Below are 17,942 nucleotides of genomic sequence, written 5' to 3'. Positions count from 1 at the left end.
TCACAACTTCGAGGGGACCCCGATGACGTTGACCACGGAGACGTACGACGAGCTCCGCGCCATCGGCGCGCGCTACCCCGAGGCCCGGTCGGGACTGCTCCCGATGCTGCACCTGGTGCAGTCGGTCGAGGGTCGCATCACCCCCGAGGGCATCGAGGCGTGCGCGGAGGTCCTCGGCATCACCGCCGCCGACGTCAGTGGCGTCGCGACGTTCTACACGATGTACAAGCGCCGCCCGGTCGGCGACTACCACGTCGGGGTCTGCACCAACACGCTCTGCGCGGTGATGGGCGGCGACCAGATCTTCTCCCGCCTCAAGGAGCACCTCGACGTCGGCAACGACGAGACCACCGAGGACGGCAAGGTCACCCTGGAGCACATCGAGTGCAACGCGGCGTGCGACTACGCGCCGGTGATGACCGTCAACTGGGAGTTCATGGACAACATGACCCCGGACGCCGCCGTCGGCCTCGTCGACGCCCTCCGCGACGGGGCAGAGGTGCACTCCACCCGCGGCCCGCGCATCGTCACCTGGCGCGAGGCCGAGCGGGTGCTCGCCGGCTTCCCCGACGACCTCGCCGACGAGGGCCCGGCCGCCGGACCCGCGTCCCTGGTGGGGCTCGGCATCGCCCGCGACCGCGGCTGGACCGCCCCGCACCCCGACACCGACGCCGGCAGCGGCCGCACCGCGGACTCCAAGCAGGAGGCGGTGGCCCAGGCCGACACCGGCCGCGCCGAGACCGAGACCAAGCAGGAGGAGGGCAGCGATGACTGACGTGCTCACCCCGGTCCTCACGGACAACTGGGGCGACGACCGCAGCTGGACGCTCGACTCGTACGCCGCCCGCGGCGGCTACGAGGCCCTCGACAAGGCGTTCGCGATGGCGCCCGACGACGTCATCAACGAGGTCAAGGAGTCCGGCCTCCGCGGCCGCGGCGGCGCCGGCTTCCCCACCGGCATGAAGTGGGGCTTCATCCCGCAGGACAACCCGAAGCCGAAGTACCTCGTCGTCAACGCCGACGAGTCCGAGCCGGGCACCTGCAAGGACATCCCGCTGATGATGGCCAGCCCGCACACGCTGGTCGAGGGCGTCATCATCAGCTCCTACGCGATCCGCGCCAACAAGGCGTTCATCTACATCCGCGGCGAGGTCCTCCACGTCGTCCGGCGCGTCCAGCGCGCCGTGCAGGAGGCCTACCTGGCCGGCCACCTCGGCAAGAACATCCACGGCTCGGGCTTCGACCTCGACGTCGTCGTGCACGCCGGCGCCGGTGCCTACATCTGCGGCGAGGAGACCGCCCTCCTCGAGGGCCTGGAGGGTCGCCGCGGCCAACCGCGGCTGCGCCCGCCGTTCCCGGCCGTCGCCGGTCTCTACGCGAGCCCGACCGTCATCAACAACGTCGAGTCGATCGCCTCGGTGCCGAGCATCATCGCCCACGGCCACGGCTGGTTCTCGTCGATGGGCACCGAGAAGTCCAAGGGCTTCGGCATCTTCTCGCTCTCCGGCCACGTGCAGAGGCCGGGTCAGTACGAGGCTCCCCTCGGCATCACCCTGCGGACGCTGATCGAGCTCGCCGGCGGCGTACGCGACGGGCACGAGCTGAAGTTCTGGACGCCCGGTGGCTCCAGCACCCCGCTGCTGACGGCCGAGCACCTCGACATGCCGCTCGACTTCGAGGGCGTCGGCGCGGCCGGGTCGATGCTCGGCACCCGGGCCCTGCAGATCTTCGACGACAGCACCTGCGTGGTGCGGGCGACGCTGCGGTGGACCGAGTTCTACAAGCACGAGTCCTGCGGCAAGTGCACCCCGTGCCGCGAGGGCACCTGGTGGCTGGTGCAGACGCTGTCCGCGCTCGAGAACGGGCAGGGCAGCGAGGCCGACCTCGACCTGCTCCTCGACCAGTGCGACAACATCCTCGGCCGCTCGTTCTGCGCGCTCGCCGACGGCGCCGTCAGCCCGATCACCAGCTCCATCAAGTACTTCCGCGACGAGTACGTCGCGCACCTCACCGAGGGCGGGTGCCCCTTCGACCCGGCCCGATCGACCGCCTGGGCAGGACAGGAGGTGAACGCCTGATGACGACTACTCCTGAGAAGACCGACCTGGTCACGCTCACGATCGACGGCGTCCAGGTCAGCGTCCCCAAGGACACCCTGGTGATCCGGGCGGCCGAGGAGGTCGGCGTCCAGGTCCCGCGGTTCTGCGACCACCCGCTGCTCGCACCGGTCGGTGCCTGCCGCCAGTGCCTGGTCGACATCCCCGACGCCGGCAACGGCCGCGGCTTCCCGAAGCCGCAGGCCTCCTGCACGCTGCCGGTCGCCGAGGGCATGGTCGTCAACACCCAGGCCACCAGCCCGGTCGCCGACAAGGCGCAGCAGGGGATCATGGAGTTCCTGCTGATCAACCACCCGCTGGACTGCCCGGTCTGCGACAAGGGCGGCGAGTGCCCGCTGCAGAACCAGGCGATGTCCAACGGCCGCGGTGAGTCGCGCTTCTCCGCCGGCGGCGGTGTGAAGCGGACGTACCCGAAGCCGATCAACATCTCCGCCCAGGTGCTGCTCGACCGCGAGCGCTGCGTGCTCTGCGCCCGGTGCACGCGCTTCTCCGAGCAGATCGCCGGCGACCCGTTCATCGCGCTGATCGAGCGCGGCGCCCTCCAGCAGGTCGGCATCTACGAGCGCGAGCCGTTCGACTCGTACTTCTCCGGCAACACCATCCAGATCTGCCCGGTGGGTGCGCTGACCAGTGCCGACTACCGGTTCCGGTCGCGCCCGTTCGACCTGGTCTCGACGCCGAGCATCGCCGAGCACGACGCGTGCGGCTCCGCGATCCGGATCGACCACCGGCGCGGCAAGGTGATGCGCCGCCTCGCCGGCAACGACCCCGAGGTCAACGAGGAGTGGATCACCGACAAGGACCGCTTCGCGTTCCACTACGCCACCGAGGCCGACCGGCTGTCCTACCCGCAGGTGCGGGACGAGGACGGCAGCCTCCGCCCGGCGTCGTGGCCCGAGGCCTTCGCCGTCGCCGCACGCGGCCTGCAGGCCGCAGGCGCCACCGGCGTGCTCACCGGTGGCCGGGTGACGGCCGAGGACGCCTACGCCTACAGCAAGTTCGCGCGGGTCACGCTCGGCACCAACGACATCGACTTCCGCTCGCGCCCGCACTCGGCGGAGGAGGCCTCGTTCCTGGCGTCCGAGGTCGTGCTCCGGAGCACGGTCACGTACGCCGACCTCGAGTCCGCGAGCACGGTCGTCCTGGCCGGGCTCGAGCCCGAGGACGAGGCCGGGATGATCTTCCTGCGGCTGCGCAAGGCCGCGATGCACCACGGCACCCGCGTCGTCGCGATCGCGCCGTACGCCACCCGTGGCCTGGCCAAGATGTCCGGCCACCTGGTCCGCACCGCCCCCGGCGACGAGGCCGCCGCGATCGAGGCACTCGTCGAGCAGGGGGAGTTCGGCATCGACAAGACGGCCGTCGTCCTGGTCGGCGAGCGGCTCGCGACCGTGCCGGGCGCGCTGAGCGCCGCGGCCGGCCTGGCCGCGAAGACCGGTGCCCGGCTCGCCTGGGTCCCGCGTCGCGCGGGTGACCGGGGAGCTGTCGAGACCGGCTGCCTGCCCAACCTGCTGCCCGGCGGCCGTCCGGTCGCCGACCCCGCCGCCCGCGTCGACGCCGCCGCCGACTGGGGCGTGGACCACCTGCCCGACGCCGTCGGCCGCGACGCCGACGGCATCGTCGCCGCCCTCGGCGCCGGCGAGCTCCAGGGTCTCGTCATCGGTGGCGTCGACCCCGACGACACGAGCGACCCGGCCGCCACCCGCGCCGCGATCGCCGCCGCGTCGTTCGTCGTCGCCCTCGAGCTGCGCGAGACCGACGTGACCCGGGCCGCCGACGTCGTCTTCCCGGTGGCCCCGCCGGTCGACAAGGCGGGCATGTTCGTGACGTGGGAGGGCCGACCGCGCACCTTCGACGCGGTCTTCTCCAGCCCCAGCTCGCTGCCCGACCTGCGCATCCTGGCCGGCATCGCCGAGGAGCTGAGCTCGATGGGGCCGGGCCGGTCACTCGGGTTCCGCACCGTCGCCGAGGCGCGCGTCGAGATGGAGGAGATGGGCCCGTGGGACGGCGAGCGCGCCGGCCTCGGAGGTGTCGAGACAGGACCTCGTCCTTCCTCGACCACCGAGGGCTTTGCCCTGGCGACCTGGAAGCTGATGGTCGACAACGGCTCGCTCCAGGACGGCGACAAGGCCTACCGCGCCACGGCGCGGGTGCCGGTCGCACGGGTCTCGGCCGCGACGTACGCCGCCCACGGCCCGACCGTCACGCTCACCGGTGACCGTGGCTCGGTGACCCTGCCGGCCGAGGTGGCCGACCTGGGCGACGACGTGGTGTGGCTGCCGGCGAACTCCTTCGGCAACGGTGTGCTCGCCGACCTGGCGTCGCCCGGCAGCCGGGTCACGATCGCGAAGGGAGTCGAGTCATGATCGCGATGGCGGCCGAGCCGCTCGACCAGTTCGGGCACGACGTCTGGTGGGTCATCCTCGTCAAGACGGTGCTGATCTTCGTGATCCTGGTGCTCCTGACGCTCTTCAACATCTGGTGGGAGCGCCGGGTCGTGGCGCGGATGCAGCACCGCATCGGCCCCAACGTGCACGGGCCCTTCGGCCTCCTCCAGTCCCTCGCCGACGGCGTGAAGCTGGCGCTCAAGGAGGACCTAACCCCCAAGGCCGCCGACAAGGTGGTCTTCCTGATCGCACCCGTGTTGGCCACCGTGCCGGCCTTCGTGACCTTCGCGGTCATCCCGTTCGGGCCGACGGTCAACTTCTTCGGCCAAGAGACCCCGCTCCAGCTGACCGACATGCCGGTCGCGGTCCTCTTCGTGATGGCCATCGCCTCGATCGGCATCTACGGCATCGTGCTCGGCGGCTGGTCCAGCGGCTCGACGTACTCCCTGCTCGGCGGCCTGCGCTCCAGCGCGCAAATGATCTCCTACGAGGTCGCGATGGGTCTCGCCCTCGTCGCGGTCTTCCTGTACGCCGGCTCGATGTCGACCTCGCAGATCGTCGACGCGCAGGACGACCTCTGGTTCGGCCTGATCCTGGCGCCGTCGTTCGTGATCTACGTGATCGCGATGATCGGAGAGACCAACCGCGCCCCGTTCGACCTCCCCGAGGCGGAGGGCGAGCTCGTGGGCGGGTTCCACACCGAGTACAGCTCGCTGAAGTTCGCGCTCTTCTTCCTCGCCGAGTACATCAACATGGCGACCGTCTCGGCGCTCGCGACGACGCTCTTCCTGGGCGGGTGGCACGCGCCGTTCTGGATCGACCACGTGTGGGCCGGTGCCAACGAGGGCTACTGGCCGGTGCTGTGGTTCTTCGGCAAGGTCCTCTTCTTCATCTTCATCTTCATCTGGCTGCGCGGCTCGCTGCCGCGGCTGCGCTACGACCAGTTCATGGCGTTCGGCTGGAAGCGGCTGATCCCCATCGCCCTGGTGTGGATCGTCGCCGTCGCGACCATCCGCTCGATCTCGCTCGAGGGCGGCATCGACCGGCGCTGGCTGCTGATCGGCATCGGCGCGCTGGCGGTCGTCTTCGTCGTGCTGTTCTTCATCGGTGACTCGCAGGAGGAGACCGACGAGGTCGAGGCCGTGGCGACTCCGGGTGGCTTCCCGGTCCCGCCGATGCCGGCCGGAGGCGCCGTGCGCGGTGCCGCCCAGCCACTGACCTTCGAGAACCGATCACCCATCACGGAGCCTGTCGCCGCGACGCGCAGCGCAGGGGAGGAGATCTGATGGCTGACGAGCAGTCCAAGAGCATGAAGGAGCAGCTCTGGGACCCGATCGCCGGGTTCGGGGTCACCTTCCGCACCATGTTCAAGAAGGTCGTCACCGAGCAGTACCCGTTCGAGAAGCTTCCGACGGCTCCGCGCTTCCACGGCCGGCACCAGCTCAACCGCTGGCCCGACGGGCTCGAGAAGTGCATCGGCTGCGAGCTGTGCGCCTGGGCGTGCCCGGCGGACGCGATCTACGTCGAGGGCGCGTCCAACGACGACTCAGCCAACGGCGAGGGCCGCTTCAGCCCGGGTGAGCGCTACGGCCGCGTCTACCAGATCAACTACCTGCGCTGCATCCTGTGCGGCCTGTGCATCGAGGCGTGCCCGACGCGGGCGCTGACGATGACCAACGAGTACGAGCTGGCCGACAACAACCGGGCCGACCTCATCTACGAGAAGTCCGACCTGCTCGCCCCGCTCCTGCCCGGCATGGAGCAGCCGCCGCACGCGATGCTGCTCGGCGACGACGAGGGCGCCTACTACCGGGGCGAGTTCGCCGCACCCGCCCCGGCCGCACGGGAGGCTGACTGATGGTCGCGTTCTGGATCCTCGCGCCGGTCATGGTGATCGCCGCCCTCGGCATCCTCTTCGTCCGCAAGGCCGTGCACGCCGCGCTGCTGCTCGCGGTCGTGATGATCTCCCTGGCGGTGCTCTACCTGACGCTGGACGCCCCGTTCCTCTTCGCGGTGCAGATCATCGTCTACACCGGCGCCATCCTGATGCTCTTCCTGTTCGTGCTGATGCTCGTCGGCGTCGACGCCTCCGACTCGGTCGTCGAGACGATCCGCGGCCAGCGGGTGCTCTCCATGGTCGGCGGCGTCGTGCTCGGGACGGTCCTCGTGGTCGCGCTCGGCCAGATCTCGCTCGGTCCGGCGGTCGGGCTCGGCGCTGCGAACGCCAACGGCAACATCGAGGCGGTCGCCGACATCCTGTTCTCGCGCTACGTCTTCGCGTTCGAGACCACCAGCGCGCTGCTCATCACCGCGGCCGTCGGCGCGATGGTGCTCGCCCACCGCGAGCGCCTCACCCCGAAGGCCGGGCAGCCCGAGCTCGCCGCACAGCGGGTCAAGGACTACGCCGAGAAGGGCACGCATCTCGGCCCGCTGCCTCCTCCGGGCGTCTACGCCCGCCACAACGCGGTCGACACCCCGGCGCTGCTGCCCGACGGCACCGCGGCCTCGAGCTCCGTGTCCCGGGTGCTCGCCGCCCGCGGCACCGTGCGGTCCGCGCCGGCGACTGCCGACGCGATCGAGGACATCGAGAAGCAGATCGGCTGGGCCCCGCACGCCGGCCGCGACTCGGCCCCGCCTGCCTCGACCACCGAGGAGTCGCCCGCGACCGGCGGCCACGAGACGGGGAGCGACGCGTGAACATCCAGGCGTACGTCGTCCTCTCGGCGATCCTCTTCACCATCGGCTGCGTGGGTGTCCTGACCCGGCGCAACGCGATCGTGGTGTTCATGTGCGTGGAGCTGATGCTCAACGCCTCGAACCTCGCGCTCGTCGCCTTCGCCAAGCAGCACGGCAACCTCGACGGCCAGATCGCCGCCTTCTTCGTGATGGTGGTGGCCGCGGCCGAGGTCGTGGTCGGGCTCGCGATCATCATGACCATCTTCCGGACCCGGCGCTCGGCCTCGGTCGACGACGCCAGCCTGCTGAAGCTCTAGGAGTCGCGTAGATGTTTGCGTTCCACGAAGGCGGCGGCATCCCGGTCGTCGCCCCCACCTCCGCGGACGGTGTCTTCGGCCTGCTCTGGCTGGTGATCGCGCTGCCTCTCGCCGGCGCCGCGGTGCTGCTGATCGGTGGCAAGTACACCGACCGGTGGGGCCACCTGCTGGGCACGCTGCTGCCGATCGGGTCGTTCGTCATCAGCCTGGCGATGTTCATCGCCCTGCTCGGTCGCGACGAGTCGGACCGCCAGATCAGCCAGCACCTCTACCAGTGGATGCAGACCGGCCACCTCGACGTCGGCATGGACCTGCTCTACGACCCGCTGTCGGCGCTCTTCCTGCTGCTGATCACCGGAGTCGGCTCGCTGATCCACGTCTACTCGATCGGCTACATGGCGCACGACCCACGCCGGCGCCGGTTCTTCGGCTACCTGAACCTCTTCGTCGCCGCGATGCTGATGCTCGTCCTGTCGGAGAACTACCTCGGCCTGTTCCTCGGCTGGGAGGGCGTCGGCCTCGCGTCGTACCTGCTGATCGGCTTCTGGCAGCACAAGCCCACCGCGGCCGCGGCGGCCAAGAAGGCGTTCGTCATCAACCGCGTCGGCGACATGGGGCTGTCGCTCGCGATCATGCTCTTCTTCATCACCTTCGGCTCGACGAGCTTCACCGTGATCAGCGCCGGTGCCGGTGACGCCTCGACGACGACCATGACGATCCTCGGACTGCTGCTCCTGCTAGGCGCCTGCGGCAAGTCCGCCCAGTTCCCGCTGCAGGCCTGGCTCCTGGACGCGATGGAGGGCCCGACCCCGGTGTCGGCGCTCATCCACGCCGCGACCATGGTCACCGCCGGCGTCTACCTGGTCGTGCGCTCCAACTTCGTCTTCGAGCTCGCGCCACACGCGCAGACGGTCGTCGTGATCGTTGCCGTCGTCTCGATCTTCTGGGGCGCGTGGATCAGCTGTGCCAAGGACGACATCAAGAAGGCCCTGGCCGGATCGACGATGAGCCAGATCGGCTACATGATGCTGGCGGCCGGGCTCGGCGTCGCGGGCTACGCGTTCGCGATCATGCACCTGCTCATGCACGGCTTCTTCAAGGCCAACATGTTCCTGGGTGCCGGCTCGGTGATGCACGGCATGGACGACGACGTCGACATGCGGCACTACGGAGCCCTGCGCAAGATGATGCCGGTGACGTTCCTGACGTTCGCGATGGGCTACCTCGCGATCATCGGGTTCCCGGGTTTCTCCGGCTTCTGGTCCAAGGACAAGATCATCGAGACCGCGCTCGCCGACAACTGGATCATCGGCCTGTGCGCCCTGGCCGGCGCCGGCGTCACCGGCTTCTACATGACCCGGATGATGCTGATGACCTTCTTCACCGACAAGAGGTGGGAGAAGGGCGTCCACCCCCACGAGTCGCCCTCGGTGATGACGGTGCCGCTCATCGTGCTCGCTGCACTGTCGGTGCTCGGTGGCGTGGTGCTGATCAACGACTGGATCGTCGACTTCCTGGCCCCGGTCACCGGCACCGCCCCCCACGAGGACCCGCCGATCCCGGCGATCGCCGTCAGCGTGATCGCGGTGGCCGTCGTCGCCGTCGGCGTCGCCGCGGCGTGGTTCCTGGTCGGCAAGCGGGAGGTTCCGCGCACGGCGCCTCAGGACGTCTCGTTCGCCACCCGCGCCGGTCGCGAGGAGCTCTACGGCAACACGATCAACGACACCCTCGTGGTCAACCCGAGCAGGCACCTCACCACGGCGCTGCTGGCCACCGACAAGTACGCCGTCGACGGCGTACTCACCGGGGGCCCGGTCGCCGTGGGACTGCTCGCCGGGTTTGCCCGACGCGTCCAGAACGGCTACGTCCGCTCGTACGCCCTGTCCATCCTGGTCGGCGCCCTCATCGTCGCCGCGGCCCTCCTGGCGGTGAACCTCGCGTGAACGACTTCCCCTGGCTCACCACGCTGATCGTCGTGCCGCTCGTCGGCGCGCTGGTCACGGCGCTGTTGCCCAAGGCCGGCCGCGAGTCGGCGCTGCCCAAGCAGGTGGCGCTCGCCTTCTCGCTCGTCACCGCGGCTGTCGGCATCGTCATCGCCACCCAGTTCCACGCCGGCGACGGCATGCAGCTGGAGGAGACCCACACCTGGATCGAGGCGCTCGGCGTCCACTACGCCCTCGGCGTCGACGGGCTCGGCCTGCTGATGATCCTGCTGACCGTCGGGCTGGTGCCCGTCGTGTTCGTGGCGTCGTGGCACGAGGCCGACGGCCGCAACCCCGCGGCGTTCTTCGCCTGGGCGCTGGCACTGCAGGGCTTCGCGCTCTGCGTCTTCGCCGCGACCGACGTCTTCCTCTTCTACGTCGTCTTCGAGGCGACGCTGATCCCGGCGTACTTCCTGATCGGCGGCTTCGGCCGCGAGGGCCGCGGCTTCGCGGCACTCAAGTTCCTGATGTACCAGCTCGGTGGCGGCCTCGTGCTGCTCGCCGCGGTGATCGGGCTCTACGTCGTCTCGGCCGACGCCGGCACCCCGTCGTACCTGCTCAAGGACCTCCAGCAGCTCGACATGAGCACCACCTGGGAGCGCTGGCTCTTCGTCGGCTTCATGATCGCGTTCATCGTGAAGGCGCCGCTCTTCCCGCTGCACACCTGGCTGGCCGACACCACCGAGAAGGCGACCCCCGGCACGAGCGTCCTGCTGGTCTGCATCCTCGACAAGATCGGCACCTTCGGGATGCTGCGCTTCTGCCTCGGCATCTTCCCGAACGCCTCGCAGTGGGCGACGCCGGTCGTCATCACGCTGGCGCTGATCTCCATCGTGTACGGCGCGTTCCTCGCGATCGGGCAGGACGACATCCTGCGCCTCATCGGCCTGACGTCGCTGAGCCACTTCGGCTTCATCACGCTCGGCATCTTCGCGCTGACCAGCCAGGGCGGCTCCGGCTCGATCCTCTACATGGTCAACCACGGAGTCGGCACGGCCGCGCTGTTCCTGCTCGCGGGCTACCTGATCAGGCGCAAGGGCACGTCCCTGATCAGCGAGATCACCGGCGTCGAGCACCGCGCACCGGTGCTGGCCGGCCTCTTCCTGGTCGCCGGCCTGGCCACGCTCGGCCTGCCGGGCCTGAGCCAGTTCGTCTCCGAGATCCTGGTGATGATCGCCGCGTTCGACTACCACTGGTGGGTCGGCGCCGTCGCGGTCACCGGCATCGTGCTGGCCGCCGTCTACGTGCTCTGGCTCTACCAGCGCACGATGACGGGGCCGGAGGTGCCGGAGGACGCGGGCATCCGTGACCTCGACCGGCGCGAGCTGGTCGCCGTCGTACCCCTGGTCGCGGCGCTGGTCGTCTTCGGCTTCTTCCCGATGCCGATGCTCGACGCCGTCAACCCGACCGTCGACTCGCTGCTCCACCACGTCGGCGTCACCGACGACCCGCCGACGGTTCCCGCCGCTGACCACGACGAGGAAGGTGCTCACTGATGGACTTCACCAAGCCCACCATCGAGTACGCCGACATCTGGCCGCTCATCCTCGTCTTCGGTGTCGCGTGCGTCGGTGTCGTCGTCGAGGCGTTCGTCCCGCGACAGCGTCGCTTCCTGGTGCAGACCGTGCTCGCCGCGGCCGGCCTGGTGGCCGCCCTGGTCGGCACGATCCTGGTCGCCCGCGACCTGACCGTGCACAACGACGGTGCCGCCCGCGGCGCGATCGACGTCGAGGGCACGCTGGCCGTCGACGGCCCGGCCGTCTTCTTCTGGGGCCTGATCCTCGTCGTCGCCCTCGGCGGCGTGCTGCTCTTCGCGGAGCGCCGCCTCGAGGGCGGGGTGTCGGCGTTCGCCGGCCAGGCGGCCGCGCTGCCCGGCACCGAGGCGGAGCGCCAGGCCTCGAAGAGCGGCCTCGAGCACACCGAGATCTACCCGCTGCTGATGTTCGCGGTCTTCGGCATGCTGCTCTTCCCGACCGCCAACGACCTGCTCACGCTGTTCGTGGCGCTCGAGGTCCTCTCGCTCCCGCTCTACCTGCTCTGCGGTCTCGCCCGCCGGCGTCGGCTGCTCAGCCAGGAGGCGGCCCTCAAGTACTTCCTGCTGGGCGCCTTCTCATCCGGCTTCTTCCTGTACGGCGTCGCGCTGACCTACGGCTTCGCCGGCTCGATGTCGTACGCCGAGATCAACGAGTCGGTCCGCAACGACCTCTCCAACCAGACGCTCCTGCTGCTCGGCCTGGGCATGCTGACCGTCGGCCTGCTGTTCAAGGTCGGCGCGGCGCCGTTCCACTCGTGGACCCCCGACGTCTACCAGGGCGCGCCCACGCCGGTCACGGCGTTCATGGCCGCCGGCACCAAGATCGCGGCCTTCGGCGCGATCCTGCGGCTGTTCTACGTCGCCTTCGGCTCGGAGCGCTGGACCTGGCAGCCGATGCTGTGGATCATCGCGATCCTGACGATGGTCGTGGGCGCGGTGCTCGCGGTCGTCCAGACGGACATGAAGCGGATGCTCGCCTACTCCTCGATCGCGCACACCGGCTTCCTCCTCACCGGCGTCCTCGGCGTGCAGCAGGCCTCCGAGCTCTCCGACGGCGAGGTCACGTCGATGCAGGCGGTGCTGTTCTACCTGACGACGTACGGCTTCGCGATGCTCGGCGCCTTCGCGGTCGTCACGCTGGTGCGCGACTCCTCGGGCGAGGCCTCGACGTTCGCGCGCTGGCAGGGCCTGGGCCGCCGTTCGCCCCTGGTCGCCGGCCTGTTCGCGTTCTTCCTGCTCTCGATGGCAGGCATCCCGCTGACTGCCGGGTTCGTGGGCAAGTGGGCGGTCTTCACGGTCGCGCTGTCGGCCGGGGCGTGGCCGGTCGTGGTCGCGGCGATCGTGTGCAGCATCATCGCGGTCTTCTTCTACGTGCGGGTGATCGTGCTGATGTTCTTCGTCGACGTGACCCCCGACGCGGGCGAGCTCGCCAGCGTCGCGCGGCCCTCGGTGCTGACCTCCGCGACCATCGCCGTAGGGCTCGCCGCGACGATCGTCCTGGGCGTCGTACCCGGCCCGGTGCTCACGTTGGCCGATCATGCTGGACAATTCCTCAGGTGACGTCCGGATCTGCCGCTCTCGCACTACCCGTCGGCGACGACGAGCTCGCCGCCCGACTCCACGAGCGCCTCGCTCTCGTCGAGGAGGCGCTGGCGGTCCACGTCCGCAGCCGCGCCGAGTTCGTGACCGAGACGGCCAGCCACCTGATGGCGGCCGGCGGCAAGCGGTTCCGGCCGCTGCTGGTGCTGCTCGCCGCTGAGCTGGGCGACCGGGCCGGCTCCGACGAGGTGATCACCGCGGCCTGCGTGGTCGAGCTGACCCACCTCGCCTCGCTCTACCACGACGACGTGATGGACGAGGCCGACCTGCGCCGCGGCGCCGTCGCCGCCCACACCCGCTGGGGCAACCACGTCGCGATCCTCACCGGTGACTTCCTCTTCTCGAAGTCTTCCGAGCTGACCGCCGAGCTCGGCGCCGACGCCGTGCGGATCCAGGCAAAGACGTTCACCCGGCTCGTCGAGGGACAGATCCTCGAGACCGTCACCCCAGGGCCTGGCGAGGACCCGCTCGCGCACTACCTCGAGGTCGTCGCCGGCAAGACCGGGTCACTGATCGCCACCTCCGCCCGCTACGGCGCCCGCTTCGGCGGAGCCCCGCGCGAGGTGGAGGAGGCACTGACGGCGTACGGCGAGATCGTGGGCGCGGCCTTCCAGCTCTCCGACGACATCCTCGACATCGCCTCCGACTCGGTCGAGTCCGGCAAGGTGCCCGGCACCGACCTGCGCGAGGGCGTCCCCACGCTCCCGGTGCTCATGGCCCGCGCCTCCATCGACCCCGCCGACGCCCGCCTGCACGAGCTGCTCGACGGCGAGCTCACCGACGATGCCCTGCACGCCGAGGCCCTCGACCTGCTCCGCAAGCACCCGGCCCTCGACGAGGCGCGCGCGTACGTCGTCGCCCAGGCCGCCGACGCCAAGCAGCACCTGGCGGTCGTGCCCGAGGGCCCGGTCCGCGCGGCCCTCGAGGCGTTCGCCGACATCGTGGCGACCCGCTCGGCCTGACGGGTTGAATCGAGACTTCTGACGGTCGAGTCGGGAGTTCTGACGGTTCAGTCGGTACTTCTGGACAGTCGATGTGTCGAGAAGTACCGATTCAACGGTCACAACTCTCGATTCAACCCGTCAGAGGGCGGCCGCCTCCACCGTCAGGCGCAGCTGCCGGCGGCGGTGCCGGATCGCCTCGACGGTGAAGATGACGAGCGCGATCCAGACCAGCACGAAGCCGGCCCAGCGCCCGGCGGGCATGTCCTCGTGGAACCACAGCACCCCGAGCGCGAACTGGATGATCGGCGCGAGGTACTGCAGCAGCCCGAGCGACACCATCGAGACCCGGGTGGCGGCGGCGCCGAAGCAGATCAGGGGGACCGCGGTGACGATGCCGGTCGTCATGAAGAGCAGGGAGTGGCCGACGCCGTGGCTCGCGAAGTTGGACCCGCCCGTCACGCCCAGCCAGGCGACGTACGCCAGGGCGAACGGCGCGATCACGGCCGTCTCGTAGGTCAGGCTGTCGGTGGCGCCGACGTTGGCGGTCTTCTTGCACAGCCCGTAGCTGCCGAACGTGAAGGCCAGCACGAGCGCGACGTACGGCAGCCGGCCGTAGTCGAGGCTCAGCACGACGACGGCCGTGGTTGCGATGCCCATCGCGACCCACTGGAGCGGCCGCAGCCGCTCGTGCAGGATCACCACGCCCATCAGCACCGTGACCAGCGGGTTGATGAAGTAGCCGAGCGACGTCTCGACGACGCGGCCGTTGTTCACGCCCCAGATGTACGTCGCCCAGTTCACGCTGATGACGGCGGCGGCGACGGTGAGCAGCACGCGCACCCGCCGGTCGCGCCAGATCGCCCGGAGCTGCGGGCCGCGGCGCAGCACCAGCAGCAGCACGAACATCGAGACGCACGACCACAGGACCCGGTGGGCCAGGATCTCGAACGCGCCGGCTGGCTCGAGCAGCGGCCAGTAGAGCGGGAAGAGTCCCCACATCGCGTACGCCGCGACGCCGAACAGCAGACCACGGCGGGCATCGGGCACCGGCTCAGGATAGGCGGATGGTTAGCCGCCGCCACCAATGGGTATCCGGCCGGTGCGTTGATACACCGTGAGACACGAAAGGGTCCCCGCTCTCGGGCGGGGACCCTTTGTCCGTGGTGGGGTGCGCGTCTCCGCTAGACGACCGTCCAGGTGTCGCCGCCGCCGATCAGGGCGGCGAGCCGGTCCTGGGGCTCGCCGGGAGCGGCCTGCTGGGCCGAGGCGATCTGGCCGCGGGCGCCGTCGTCGTACGTCGGCCGCTCGACCTGGCGGAAGATGCCGATCGGCGACTGGTTGAGGTAGCCGGAGTCGGTCAGCCGCGAGATCGCGAAGGCGGTCGTCGGGTCCGTGTTGTGGGCGTCGTGGACCATGATCGCGTCCTGACCGACGTCGGCCACCAGCGCGACCTTGACCCCGCCGGTCTCGGTGTCGCGGACCAGCCCCTTGCTGCCGTTGCCGAAGAGGATCGGCTCGCCGTGGACGAGCGGGATGATCGCGTCGGCCTTGGTGTCGTTGTTCTTGATCGCGTCGAACGCGCCGTCGTTGAAGATCGGGCAGTTCTGGTAGATCTCGACGAACGACGTGCCGCGGTGCGCGGCCGCCGCCGACAGCACCGAGGTGAGGTGCTTGCGGTCCGAGTCGATGGTGCGGGCCACGAAAGAGCCCTCGGCGCCCAGCGCGAGCGACACCGGGTTGAACGGGTGGTCCAGCGAGCCCATCGGGGTCGACTTGGTGATCTTGCCGGCCTCGGAGGTGGGGGAGTACTGGCCCTTGGTGAGGCCGTAGATCCGGTTGTTGAAGAGCATGATCGTCATGTTCACGTTGCGGCGCAGCGCGTGGATCAGGTGGTTGCCGCCGATCGAGAGCGCGTCGCCGTCACCGGTGACGACCCAGACCGACAGGTCCTCGCGGGCCGTCGCGATGCCGGTCGCGATCGACGGCGCGCGGCCGTGGATCGAGTGCATGCCGTAGGTGTCGAGGTAGTACGGGAACCGCGAGGAGCAGCCGATGCCAGAGACGAAGACGATGTTCTCGCGCCGCAGGCCGAGCTCGGGCAGGAAGCCCTGCACGGCCTTGAGGACGGCGTAGTCGCCGCAGCCCGGGCACCAGCGCACCTCCTGGTCGGAGGTGTACTCCTTGCCGGTCTGGGGCTGGTCGTTGGTCGGGACCAGCTCGACACCCGACCGGAGGCCGGGGAACGGGAGCTCGGTACTGGTGGTCACTGCGATGCCTCCTGCGGAGTGAGGTCGACGGTCACGCCCTCGGCCTCGGCGACCAGGCCGCCGATGGCGTCGGCGAGCGCTGCTGCCTTGATGGGCATGCCGTTGACCTGGTTGTAGCCGATCGCGTCGACGAGGTACTTGCCGCGCAGCAGCAGGCTGAGCTGGCCGAGGTTCATCTCGGGGCAGAGCACCTTGTCGTAGCGCTTGAGGATCTCGCCGAGGTCCTTCGGAAACGGGTTGAGGTGACGCAGGTGCACCTGCGCCACGTTGTAGCCGGCCTTGCGGACCCGGCGGCAGCCAGCGCCGATCGGGCCGTACGTCGAGCCCCAGCCGATCACCAGGACCTTCGCCTCACCTGAGGGGTCGTCGACCTCGAGCGGCGGCAGCGAGTCCGCGATCCGGTCGACCTTCGCCTGGCGGATCCGGACCATGTAGTCGTGGTTGGCGGGGTCGTAGGAGATGTTGCCGGTGCCCTTGGCCTTCTCGATGCCACCGATGCGGTGCTCGAGGCCGGGGGTGCCGGGGATGGCCCACGGGCGGGCGAGCGTGTCCTCGTCGCGCAGGTAGGGCCAGTACTCCTCGACCTCGGTGCCGTCCTTGGCCGTGACCGTCTGGTTGCGCTCGGTCGCGAACGCCGGGTCGATGGTGGGGAGGTCGGCGATCTCCGGGATCCGCCACGGCTCGGAGCCGTTGGCGAGGTAGCCGTCGGAGAGCAGCAGCACCGGGGTCCGGTAGGTGATCGCGATCCGCGCCGCCTCGAGCGCGGCGTTGAAGCAGTCGCCGGGGGACTGCGGTGCCACGATCGGCACCGGGGCCTCGCCGTTGCGCCCGAACATCGCCTGCAGCAGGTCGGCCTGCTCCGTCTTGGTCGGCAGACCGGTGGACGGCCCGCCGCGCTGGACGTCGACGACGACCAGCGGGAGCTCGGTCATCACGGCCAGGCCGATCGCCTCGGACTTCAGCGCGAGGCCGGGACCTGAGGTGGTGGTGACACCGAGCGAGCCGGCGAACGCGGCTCCGATGGCCGCGCCGATGCCGGCGATCTCGTCCTCGGCCTGCAGCGTGGTGACGCCGAACGCCTTGTGCTTCGAGAGCTCGTGGAGGATGTCCGAGGCCGGCGTGATCGGGTAGGAGCCCAGGAACACCGGCAGCCCCGACTGCACGCCGCCGGCGATCAGGCCGTACGAGAGCGCCAGGTTGCCGCTGATGTTGCGGTAGGTGCCCGCGCTCATCGGGGCCGGCTTGATCTCGTACTGCACGACGAACGCCTCGGTCGTCTCGCCGAAGTTCCAGCCGGCCTTGAACGCCGTGATGTTGGCGTCGCGGATGTCTGCGACCTTCGCGAACCGCTTCTCCAGGAAGCTGATCGTCGAGTCGATCGGGCGCCCGTACATCCACGACAGCAGCCCGAGCGCGAACATGTTCTTCGCGCGGGCGGCGTCCTTGCGGGACAGGCCGAACTCCTTGACCGCCTCGACCGTCATCCCGGTCAGGTCCAGCGGCTGGACCTGGAACTCGCCGAGCGGGTCGTTCGCGTCGCCCAGCAGGTCGAGCGGGTTGACGTCGTAGCCGGCCTTGTCGAGGTTGCGCTTGGTGAAGTCGTGGGTGTCGACGATGATCGCCGCGCCGCGGGGGAGGTCGCCGAGGTTGGCCTTGAGCGCGGCCGGGTTCATCGCGACCAGCACGTCCGGGGCGTCGCCGGCGGTGAGGATGTCGTGGTCGGCGAAGTGCACCTGGAAGGACGAGACGCCCGGCAGCGTGCCCTGGGGCGCCCGGATCTCGGCCGGGAAGTTCGGCAGCGTCATCAGGTCGTTGCCGAAGACGGCCGACTCCGACGTGAACCGGTCACCGGTCAGCTGCATGCCGTCACCGGAGTCGCCCGCGAACCGGATGATCACCCGGTCGAGCTGCTTGACCTGCTTGGACACTGTGCGCCCACTTCCCTCTGTTGCTGCTGTGCTCTTGCCTGCTCGTGCCGTAGCGCCCGCACCCCAGCCCGTGGCGGCGGACGCCATCTCGATCGTACTCACGGTACGCAGAAACTGGAACACGTTTCAGTTTCTCGCGTGGATCCCCGCAAGCACGGCCTCCCACGATAGTCCGCCGCCCTCGGCCGCCG

At 69.8% G+C, this 17,942-nt stretch carries 14 protein-coding genes; 11 read left to right on the top strand and 3 right to left on the bottom strand.

Annotated features, from left to right (window positions below; translation table 11 throughout):
- The first annotated feature begins 22 nt into the window (after positions 1–22).
- The 11 genes from nuoE to ASC77_RS19370 are packed head-to-tail and all read left to right on the top strand — an operon-like array spanning position 23 to position 13,574.
- A complete protein-coding gene (gene nuoE, locus ASC77_RS19420; RefSeq protein ID WP_056156813.1) occupies positions 23–775 on the top strand; it encodes an NADH-quinone oxidoreductase subunit NuoE in 753 nt (250 codons plus the stop codon).
- Positions 768–2,078, top strand: a complete 1,311-nt coding sequence (gene nuoF / locus ASC77_RS19415) for an NADH-quinone oxidoreductase subunit NuoF (RefSeq protein ID WP_056156811.1) — start codon at positions 768–770, stop codon at positions 2,076–2,078. The genes nuoE and nuoF overlap by 8 nt, the downstream gene beginning before the upstream one ends.
- The gene (locus tag ASC77_RS19410; RefSeq protein WP_056156809.1) at positions 2,078–4,483 is read left to right on the top strand and encodes an NADH-quinone oxidoreductase subunit G; all 2,406 of its coding nucleotides are present in this window, start codon (positions 2,078–2,080) and stop codon (positions 4,481–4,483) included. The genes nuoF and ASC77_RS19410 overlap by 1 nt, the downstream gene beginning before the upstream one ends.
- A gap of 5 nt (positions 4,484–4,488) precedes the next feature.
- Complete coding sequence (nuoH, locus tag ASC77_RS19405) at positions 4,489–5,790, top strand: NADH-quinone oxidoreductase subunit NuoH (protein ID WP_056157234.1); 1,302 nt, start codon at positions 4,489–4,491, stop codon at positions 5,788–5,790.
- A complete protein-coding gene (gene nuoI, locus ASC77_RS19400; RefSeq protein ID WP_082575044.1) occupies positions 5,790–6,362 on the top strand; it encodes an NADH-quinone oxidoreductase subunit NuoI in 573 nt (190 codons plus the stop codon). The genes nuoH and nuoI overlap by 1 nt, the downstream gene beginning before the upstream one ends.
- Positions 6,362–7,201: an NADH-quinone oxidoreductase subunit J gene (locus ASC77_RS19395; RefSeq protein WP_056156807.1), complete on the top strand. Its 840-nt coding sequence runs from the start codon at positions 6,362–6,364 to the stop codon at positions 7,199–7,201. Before nuoI ends, ASC77_RS19395 begins: the two co-directional genes overlap by 1 nt.
- A complete protein-coding gene (gene nuoK, locus ASC77_RS19390) occupies positions 7,198–7,497 on the top strand; it encodes an NADH-quinone oxidoreductase subunit NuoK (protein ID WP_056156805.1) in 300 nt (99 codons plus the stop codon). The genes ASC77_RS19395 and nuoK overlap by 4 nt, the downstream gene beginning before the upstream one ends.
- Positions 7,498–7,508: 11 nt before the next feature.
- Positions 7,509–9,440, top strand: a complete 1,932-nt coding sequence (gene nuoL / locus ASC77_RS19385) for an NADH-quinone oxidoreductase subunit L (protein ID WP_056156803.1) — start codon at positions 7,509–7,511, stop codon at positions 9,438–9,440.
- Positions 9,437–10,975 carry an NADH-quinone oxidoreductase subunit M gene (locus ASC77_RS19380; protein ID WP_056156800.1) on the top strand — a complete coding sequence of 513 codons (1,539 nt, stop codon included), beginning with the start codon at positions 9,437–9,439 and terminating at the stop codon, positions 10,973–10,975. Before nuoL ends, ASC77_RS19380 begins: the two co-directional genes overlap by 4 nt.
- Entirely contained in the window at positions 10,975–12,573 is a 1,599-nt protein-coding gene (gene nuoN / locus ASC77_RS19375) for an NADH-quinone oxidoreductase subunit NuoN (protein ID WP_056156798.1), read from the top strand. Before ASC77_RS19380 ends, nuoN begins: the two co-directional genes overlap by 1 nt.
- Positions 12,570–13,574 (top strand): polyprenyl synthetase family protein, encoded by a 1,005-nt coding sequence (locus tag ASC77_RS19370; RefSeq protein WP_056156797.1) that lies wholly within the window; start codon positions 12,570–12,572, stop codon positions 13,572–13,574. Before nuoN ends, ASC77_RS19370 begins: the two co-directional genes overlap by 4 nt.
- A gap of 120 nt (positions 13,575–13,694) precedes the next feature.
- On the opposite strand, the gene rarD is transcribed toward ASC77_RS19370, so the two are convergent.
- The 3 genes from rarD to ASC77_RS19355 form a co-directional block, all read right to left on the bottom strand.
- On the bottom strand, positions 13,695–14,603 hold the full coding sequence (gene rarD, locus ASC77_RS19365) for an EamA family transporter RarD (RefSeq protein WP_082575042.1): 909 nt from the start codon (positions 14,601–14,603) through the stop codon (positions 13,695–13,697).
- 134 nt (positions 14,604–14,737) lie between these two features.
- Positions 14,738–15,823 carry a 2-oxoacid:ferredoxin oxidoreductase subunit beta gene (locus ASC77_RS19360; RefSeq protein ID WP_056156795.1) on the bottom strand — a complete coding sequence of 362 codons (1,086 nt, stop codon included), beginning with the start codon at positions 15,821–15,823 and terminating at the stop codon, positions 14,738–14,740.
- On the bottom strand, positions 15,820–17,751 hold the full coding sequence (locus ASC77_RS19355; RefSeq protein WP_056156793.1) for a 2-oxoacid:acceptor oxidoreductase subunit alpha: 1,932 nt from the start codon (positions 17,749–17,751) through the stop codon (positions 15,820–15,822). The genes ASC77_RS19360 and ASC77_RS19355 overlap by 4 nt, the downstream gene beginning before the upstream one ends.
- Positions 17,752–17,942 lie beyond the last annotated feature (191 nt).

Source organism: Nocardioides sp. Root1257, assembly GCF_001425175.1.
Lineage (GTDB): Bacteria > Actinomycetota > Actinomycetes > Propionibacteriales > Nocardioidaceae > Nocardioides.
This window is presented reverse-complemented; position numbering and strand designations above follow the sequence as displayed.